Below are 6,949 nucleotides of genomic sequence, written 5' to 3' on the forward strand. Positions count from 1 at the left end.
ATGTTCATGGGGATCTCTCCTGGGTGGGAAGGGTTGGTTGAGGATACTGCTGGTCCGCCACTGCCTTATCCGACACCGTCGAGACCGGAACAGAGCTCTTCCCTAGTCGTCTCCCCCGCGGGCCGGGCGCAGTGCCACCAGCCCGCGCAGCGCGAGCTCGCCCGCCAGCCCCGCCGCCGCGCGCCGCCCGTCCGCGCCGGGGAAGCGGGCCCGCACCGCCGCCGCGTCCGCGCCGCCGGGCGCGGCAAGGGCCGCCACTAGCGGGGCCGCCCAGGCAGGAGGCCGGTAGCTGCGCAGCGTGCGCACGTCCACCAGCTCCGGGTCCGCCTCGCCGCCCAGCCGCATGCAGCGCGTCTCGTCCAGGTGCACCGTGCCGCCGGCGGCCAGGTGCGCCTCCACCGCCGCGCCCGCCCGCTCCGCCGCCTCCGGGTCCGACTCGCCCGGCGCGTCGGGCACGCGCCAGCGGTGCAGGAACCGCACGTCCTGCCACTCCGCCGGGTCGTCCGCCACGAGCGGCGCGAAGAAGTCGTACAGCGCCTGCATCGTCGCCCCGGCCGGCTGCGTCTCCCCCGCGGCGGGCGGGAGGATGGGCGGGCCGCAGACCACGCGGCCGGGCCCGCGGCCGTCCGGCACCGCGGCCACCGGCAGCAGCGCCGCGCCGTTCGCCGCGGCGATGCGGGCCGCGCCCGTCATCACCCGCAGCCGCTGGCCCAGGAAGCCCACCTCGCAGTGCGACTCCGGCCCGTGGCCCATCCCCCAGCCCCGGTTGCCGTCCACGTTCAGGTAGGCCACCTCGCCGCGGCGCACCGCGCGCACCAGCGTCACCAGCCCGCCCGGCTCGTCGATCATCGCCATGCGGAAGCCCGGCCCCAGGTCGGCCAGCTCCTCGTCGGTCCACATCTGCTGCTGGTAGGTGCGGGCGTCCACCGCGAAGGTGACCGGGTGGCCCAGACGTGCCAGGTCGGTGGGCACGAAGCGGTACGAGCCGAAGTGGAAGCCGCACACAAGCACTCCCCTTCCCCCCGCCCGCAGCGCTTCCACCGGCGCCGCCTCCCACCCCGCCAGCACCGGCACCCGCGCCGCCGCCCGCGCAGAGCGGCGCACCGCCATCGCCGAGTTGTACTGCCAGCCGCGCCACAGGCGCGTCCAGGCGCAGCGCACCGCCTCCGCCCGCACGCGCTCCGCCGGCCAGCGCCCGCCCAGCAGCGCCAGCAGGTTCAGGTGGCAGGCCTGCACCCCGTCGCCGCGCAGGCCGCGCTCGTCCAGGCGCGACAGGGCCGCGTGCACCTCGGCGGGGTCGGCCCCCATCTCGGCCGTCAGGAAGTCGGCCCGGCGGCGCAGCGCCGCCTGGTCGGGCCCGGGCGCGGCGTCCCGCACCGCGCGCGGGCCCGTGGCGAGCATCGGCGCGGCTCCGCTACACGCCGGCCGGGACGCTGCCCAGCTGCGTGGAGAAACGCGTGGGCTGCACCGTCTTGCGGCCGGACTCGTACGTGTCGATCAACGCCGCCTGCAGCGTCCGCTTCTGCGGCGGGCAGGGCCGCTTGCCGCTGGTGATGCGCACCAGCGGGCAGTGCATCCCCTGGCACACGGGCACCATGTAGCACTTGGCGCAGCCCGTGTCGTTCTCGAACGCCGGCTCCGTCCACAGCGCCATCTTGTCCACGTCCAGCTCCAGCTCGCCGTCGGGGAGGATCTTGCCCACGATGTTGTAGTCCTCCTTGTCCAGCGCCACGGTGCACTTCATCAGCTTGCCGTCGGCCCCGATCAGGAAGTTGTACGGGCGGGCGGCGTAGCACACGCCGTTGCCCGCGCGCGACATCGCCTGCAGGCCGCGGATCTCGAAGCCGTGCTGGATGGCCGTGGCGTTGGCCGCCTTGCCGATCTTCTTCTCCTGGTCCAGCCCGCACACCGCCAGGTTCTTGTCGTTGCCGCCGCCCCACTTGCCCACCGGGTGGAACGACATCTGGAAGCGCGGGTCGGCGCCGAACTGCTCGCCCACCATCTGCACGAACTCCGGGAGCGCCGGGGCGTTGTCCTGGTCGTAGTTCACGCGGATGGTGATGTTGAACTTGTCCGGGCGCTGCTGCATCGCCACCAGGTTGGCGAAGATGGTCGAGAACGTGCCGCTGCCGTCGCGGCCCACGCGCTTGCGGTCGTGGTACTCGCCCGGCCCGTCCAGCGTGATCTGGAAGTCGCGGATGTCCCACGCCAGCACCTTGTCCGCCGTCTCGGGCGTGAGCAGGTAGCCGTTGGTGGTCATGTGGCCCGAGTAGCGCAGCCCGTGCTCCTTCACGATCTCCTGGAAGAAGGGCGCGAGGTCGGCCACCGCCTCGAAGCCGTACAGCGGCTCGCCGCCGAAGTAGCTGATGGAGAGCGCCTTCAGCCCCGGCGCGCGCTTGCGCACCAGCGCCTTGATGCCGTCGCGCGTCTCCTTGGTCATCGTGCCGCGCTGGAAGTCCTCGTAGCAGTACACGCAGCGGAAGTTGCAGTCCTCGCTGGTCATCAGGATCAGCGACAGGATGTCGGTGCGGTACTGCTGCTTGCCGAAGGTGTACTGCAGGCGCTGGCGCTCGTTCGTCTTCTCCGGCACGATGTAGCCGCGCTTGTGCAGGTACTCCGTCATCCCCTTCTCCGGCGCGCTGAAGCCCTTCCGGCTCAGCAGGCGCTCCACCACCGGCACCTGGTCCGGCTCGAACGCGGTGATGCTCCCGGACAGCGTGTTCCACAGGATCAGGCGCCCGTCGGGGCTGAGCGTGCGCGCGTTGAAGCGCGACGGCGTCCAGTGCCGCTTGCCCTTGGGCGACGGGATCAGCTGGACCAGCGGCTTGGGCGCGCTGCCGCACGAAGAGCCTGTGTCGTGCGGCGACTCGCGCATCACGTCGGGGGAACCGGCCATGGGACTCACCTCGGTAGCGACAAGGGGGAAGTTGCGGCGGGGAGCGTCGCGGCGGACCGCGGTCACGGCACGGAATGTCGGTGGTGGCAACACCCGGCACAATCGCAAATCGTGGCAGGAAAGGTGCATTTTGTCGAATGCATCGAACGACCCAAAACGTGCTGTTCCGGATAGATGCAGACACCCCCGCCGCGGCTGCCGTATTCGGCGCCGCTGCGGGGGTTGCGGAGGAGCGGGAAGGTCAGGCGACGGCGGCTGCGGACTGCGCGGCTTCTTCCGGAACCTGGCGGAGAAGGTGGGTGCGGATGAACACGTCCAGGGCGCCCAGCAGCTTGGCCTGGTCCTCCTGCGGCGTCCGCAGCGTGGCGTGGCCCACCAGGCGCTTGGACAGGCGGCGCAGCGTGTGCTCGTGGATGCCCAGCTCGCCCGCCACCTCGGCCGTCTTGCGGCCCAGCAGCTTGCGGCGGTTCGCGTGCAGCAGGAGGATCAGCGCCAGGAAGTCGACCAGCCGCAGCGGCGCGCCGGCGCCCGCCGCCTTGCGCCACTGCAGGCACAGCGTGGTGCGGTCGCAGTGCGCCGTAGCTGCCAGCTCCGCCACCGAGTACACCGGCCGCTCCGCCAGGCAGGCGTGCATCAGCGCCTCGCGCAGGCTGCGCGGCAGGTGCTGCGCCTCGCCCACGAGCGTGGCCAGCGGCAGCAGCGAGCGCGAGGTGATGGCGTGCTCCACCGCGTCCACCAGCGAGCGCTCCGCCTCCTCGATCCACACGACCTCGTCCACCGTCACCTGGTGCAGCAGGCGCGCGTTCGCCATGTCGGCGCGCGTGGCCAGCACGATGGGGTGGCATGGCGACCGCCGCCTGAATCGCCGCAGCTGTGCCGCGTCGTCGCCCTCGCACAGCCAGTCCACGCGCACCACCACGCACAGCGACTGCGCCGCCCACCGCTCGAACTCCCGCCAGTCCGACACCGGCTTCACGTCGTTCAGGCTCGTGCTCTCCAGACATCGTGCCAGGCGGGTGCTCTCGCGCTCGTACACTACGATCATGGTAGCCGTTCTGCGAAGTCGTTCGGGCAGGGTGTTCCGGCAGACCGGCGGAAAGCTGCCGAAAGGGAGCGTTCGTGCTGATCGGTTGCCGCAGCGGCGATCCCCGCGGAGCGAGGCGGCCGATGCGTCTTGCGTGCGATGCCCGTGGCGTGCCGGATGGATGCCCGCAGCCGGCCGACCGATGCCGGAGCCCGAGCCGCCGGGGGCTCGGACGCCGCACCGTCCGCTTGCGATGTCGCGCGGAAGGAGCGGCGGAGACGGCCGGTGGCGGCCCGGTGCGCACCGCCCCACGCAAGGGGCGCGGAGCGAGAAGCCGGATGGCGTGACTGCGCGAGATTTCGGGAAAACACGCTACGGTGGTAGCGTGAGAAGCGCCGGGCGGGCCGGTGCGAAAACCTGTGGCGAAGCGTCCCGTGCGATTGCCCGCGCGCCGGGAGGCGGACGGTCCGGAGGCTCTTCCGTACACCACCCGCCGCGGGAAACGCGTAGGGATGGGGGTCGGGAAGGCTCGGTTTGTGGCGGGACGTGTGAGGGAATTGTATTCGAGGCCGCAAAGGCTGTCAACACCGGCCGCCGCGCCCGCCCGAGTCTTTGCGCCGCACACCCGCCTCTTCCATGCGCTGTGTTACGCTCAGACTCCGCCCAGAAGTTTCAGCCGCCCCATGCGCTCACCGACGAAAGCGTTGCGCCGCATCCATCTAACGACATCGACCCTCCCCTTCTCTCGTATCGCCCACGTTGCGGTGCACGGCATGAGGTCGCTACGCAGCCGCTCCGAATCACACATTAAAACGAGAAGTCATTGCCGTTGCTCACAAAATCTCTCGGGCGGGACGAAGGAATCCAACGGCGCAAAAGAAACTCTGCGCCCCCACCGCCGTCATATGGGCTCCCAACATTCCCACAATGCCGCAACGGATCACTACCGAGTCTGAGCAGGCTCCGAAGGCTGGGGCTCCCGGTACACGAAATCGCTCGGTGGAGCCTTCGGCGGCGGGCGACCGGCGGGGGCCAGGCCGAAGCACATCGCTCCGTTCGATCTCCGCCTGCCGAATACCTGCTCCGCGAACCCCCGCGTACAAGTGGCGGAACGGAGCCTTCGTCCGTTCCACCCGGCAGCGCACGGAGCCGCGCACGAGGTTGCAACCGGATGGGAGATGAATGGCGAGATTCGCCGGCGGTCTCGAAGTGCTTGCGCACCGGCGAGCTTCGCATCATCTTCCTATGGGCGACCCATGGGAACCTGGATCGCGCCCCTCACCTATGGGCAGCCAATAGGAGGTCGGTGGTGGATAAACGAGAGGTCCAGCCGGGAACGCTCGCGCTGATGATCCTGAAGACGCTCGACGTGCTGGGTCCGCTGCACGGCTACGGAGTCGCGCGGCGGATCGAGGAGACGAGCAGGAACCGGCTCACGCTGAACTACGGCACGCTCTACCCCGCGCTCGTGAAGCTGGAGCAGGAGGGGTTCGTGACCGGCGAGTGGGGCCAGTCCGAGAACAACCGCCGCGCGAAGTTCTACTCGCTCACCCCGGCGGGCCGGAAAGAGCTAGCGCGCGAAACCCGGGAATGGCAGCAGACCGCCGACGTGATAGCAGCCTTCTTCGCACTGGGACGGGAGCCGGCATGAAGACGATTCGCAGGATACTGTCGCGGATGGGCGCGACGCTCCGGCGCCACGGGCGCGACGACGACGACCTCCGGGCCGAGATGGAGGCGCACCTCGCCATGGAGACGGAAGAGAACGTGCGCCGCGGCATGCCGCCCGCCGAGGCGCACAGGCAGGCGCTGATCGCATCCGGCGGCCTCGCGCAGGCCGCGGAGAGCGTGCGCGAGCAGCGCGGCCTTCCGTGGATCGAGAGCGCCGCGGCCGACGTCCGTTACGCGGTGCGCCACTTCCGCCGGACGCCGCTGTCCACCGTGACCATGGTGCTGGTGCTGTCGCTGGGCATCGGCACGAACGTGGTGCTGTTCACCGTGCTGAGCTCCATCGCGACGCTGCCCGCGCCGGGGATCGCGCGCAGCGAATCGCTGGTGCGCATCCGCGGCACCATGCGGGCGAAGGGCGCGGCGGACGAGCAGGCGCGGCTGCTGTCGTGGCCCGAGGTGCAGGAGTACTCCCGCCGCACGGACCTCTTCGCCGGCGTCGCCGCGTACGCCGAAGAGACGGCCATCGTGAGCATGGGGGACGCGACGGCGGCGCCCGTGCCGGTGCGCGTGACCTACTCGACCGCGAACTACTTCGGCATCCTCGGCATCCGTCCCGCCCTGGGCACGCAGCCGCCCGCGGATGCGGACGGCACGCGGCTGACGGCGGCGCCCACGGCGATGATCGGCTACGGGATGTGGCAGCGGCTGGGCGGCGGGCGCGACGTGATCGGCCGCACCATCCGCGTGAACGACACCCCGGTCGAGATCGTGGGCGTCGCCCCCGCGCGCTTCGCCGGCACGAACGGGGGCGGGGGGATGACGATGTGGGTTCCGCTCGGGGCGTATCCCATCCTGCAGAAGCGCACCGCGGCCGTGTTCACCAGCTACGACAGCCTGTTCCTGAGCGCCGCCGCCCGGCTGCGCGACGGCGTGACGGCGAGCGACGCCACGCCCCTCGTGGCCGCCGTGGCGGAGCGCGCGTCGCGCCTGGCGCACGGCGGCGCGGCGCGGGAGACGGATGCCGGCGCCCCGTCCTCGCGCGGAAGCGCCGACGTGGTGCCGATGCTCGCGGGCAACGCCGGTGTGGGCGGCCGTACGGACCTGCTCGTCTCGGGCGCCGTGTCCGGCGGGTTCGCGTTGCTCGTGCTGCTCGTCACCTGCACGAACGTCAGCGCCCTCCTGGTCGGGCTGGCGCTCGCGCGCAGGCGGGAGATCGGCGTGCGGCTCTCGCTCGGCGCGCCCCGTGCCCGGCTCATCCGCCAGCTCCTCACGGAGAGCGTGCTGCTGGCGCTCGCCGCCGCGGCGGTCGGCCTCTTCGTGACGGCGGCCGGCATCCGCCTCGCCGGCGCGGCGCTGGG

General features: G+C 71.5%; 5 protein-coding genes. 2 read left to right on the plus strand and 3 right to left on the minus strand.

Annotation, left to right across the window (positions count from 1 at the left end; genetic code table 11):
• Positions 1–102: 102 nt before the first annotated feature.
• From VFE05_20475 to VFE05_20485, 3 genes are all read right to left on the minus strand, one after another.
• Positions 103–1,401, minus strand: a complete 1,299-nt coding sequence (locus VFE05_20475) for a hypothetical protein (GenBank protein ID HET6232463.1) — start codon at positions 1,399–1,401, stop codon at positions 103–105.
• 13 nt (positions 1,402–1,414) lie between these two features.
• Complete coding sequence (locus tag VFE05_20480) at positions 1,415–2,896, minus strand: radical SAM protein (protein ID HET6232464.1); 1,482 nt, start codon at positions 2,894–2,896, stop codon at positions 1,415–1,417.
• Between the two features lie 241 nt (positions 2,897–3,137).
• Positions 3,138–3,941: a hypothetical protein gene (locus VFE05_20485; protein HET6232465.1), complete on the minus strand. Its 804-nt coding sequence runs from the start codon at positions 3,939–3,941 to the stop codon at positions 3,138–3,140.
• A 1,288-nt stretch (positions 3,942–5,229) separates the two neighbouring features.
• Between VFE05_20485 and VFE05_20490 the strand changes: the two genes are divergently transcribed.
• Both VFE05_20490 and VFE05_20495 read left to right on the plus strand, forming a co-directional pair.
• Complete coding sequence (locus VFE05_20490) at positions 5,230–5,571, plus strand: PadR family transcriptional regulator (protein HET6232466.1); 342 nt, start codon at positions 5,230–5,232, stop codon at positions 5,569–5,571.
• The coding region (locus VFE05_20495; protein ID HET6232467.1) for an ABC transporter permease at positions 5,568–6,949 on the plus strand (1,382 nt) is incomplete at its 3' end. The genes VFE05_20490 and VFE05_20495, both read left to right, overlap by 4 nt.

This window comes from Longimicrobiaceae bacterium (assembly GCA_035696245.1).
In the GTDB taxonomy this organism is placed as follows: Bacteria; Gemmatimonadota; Gemmatimonadetes; order Longimicrobiales; family Longimicrobiaceae; genus DASRQW01.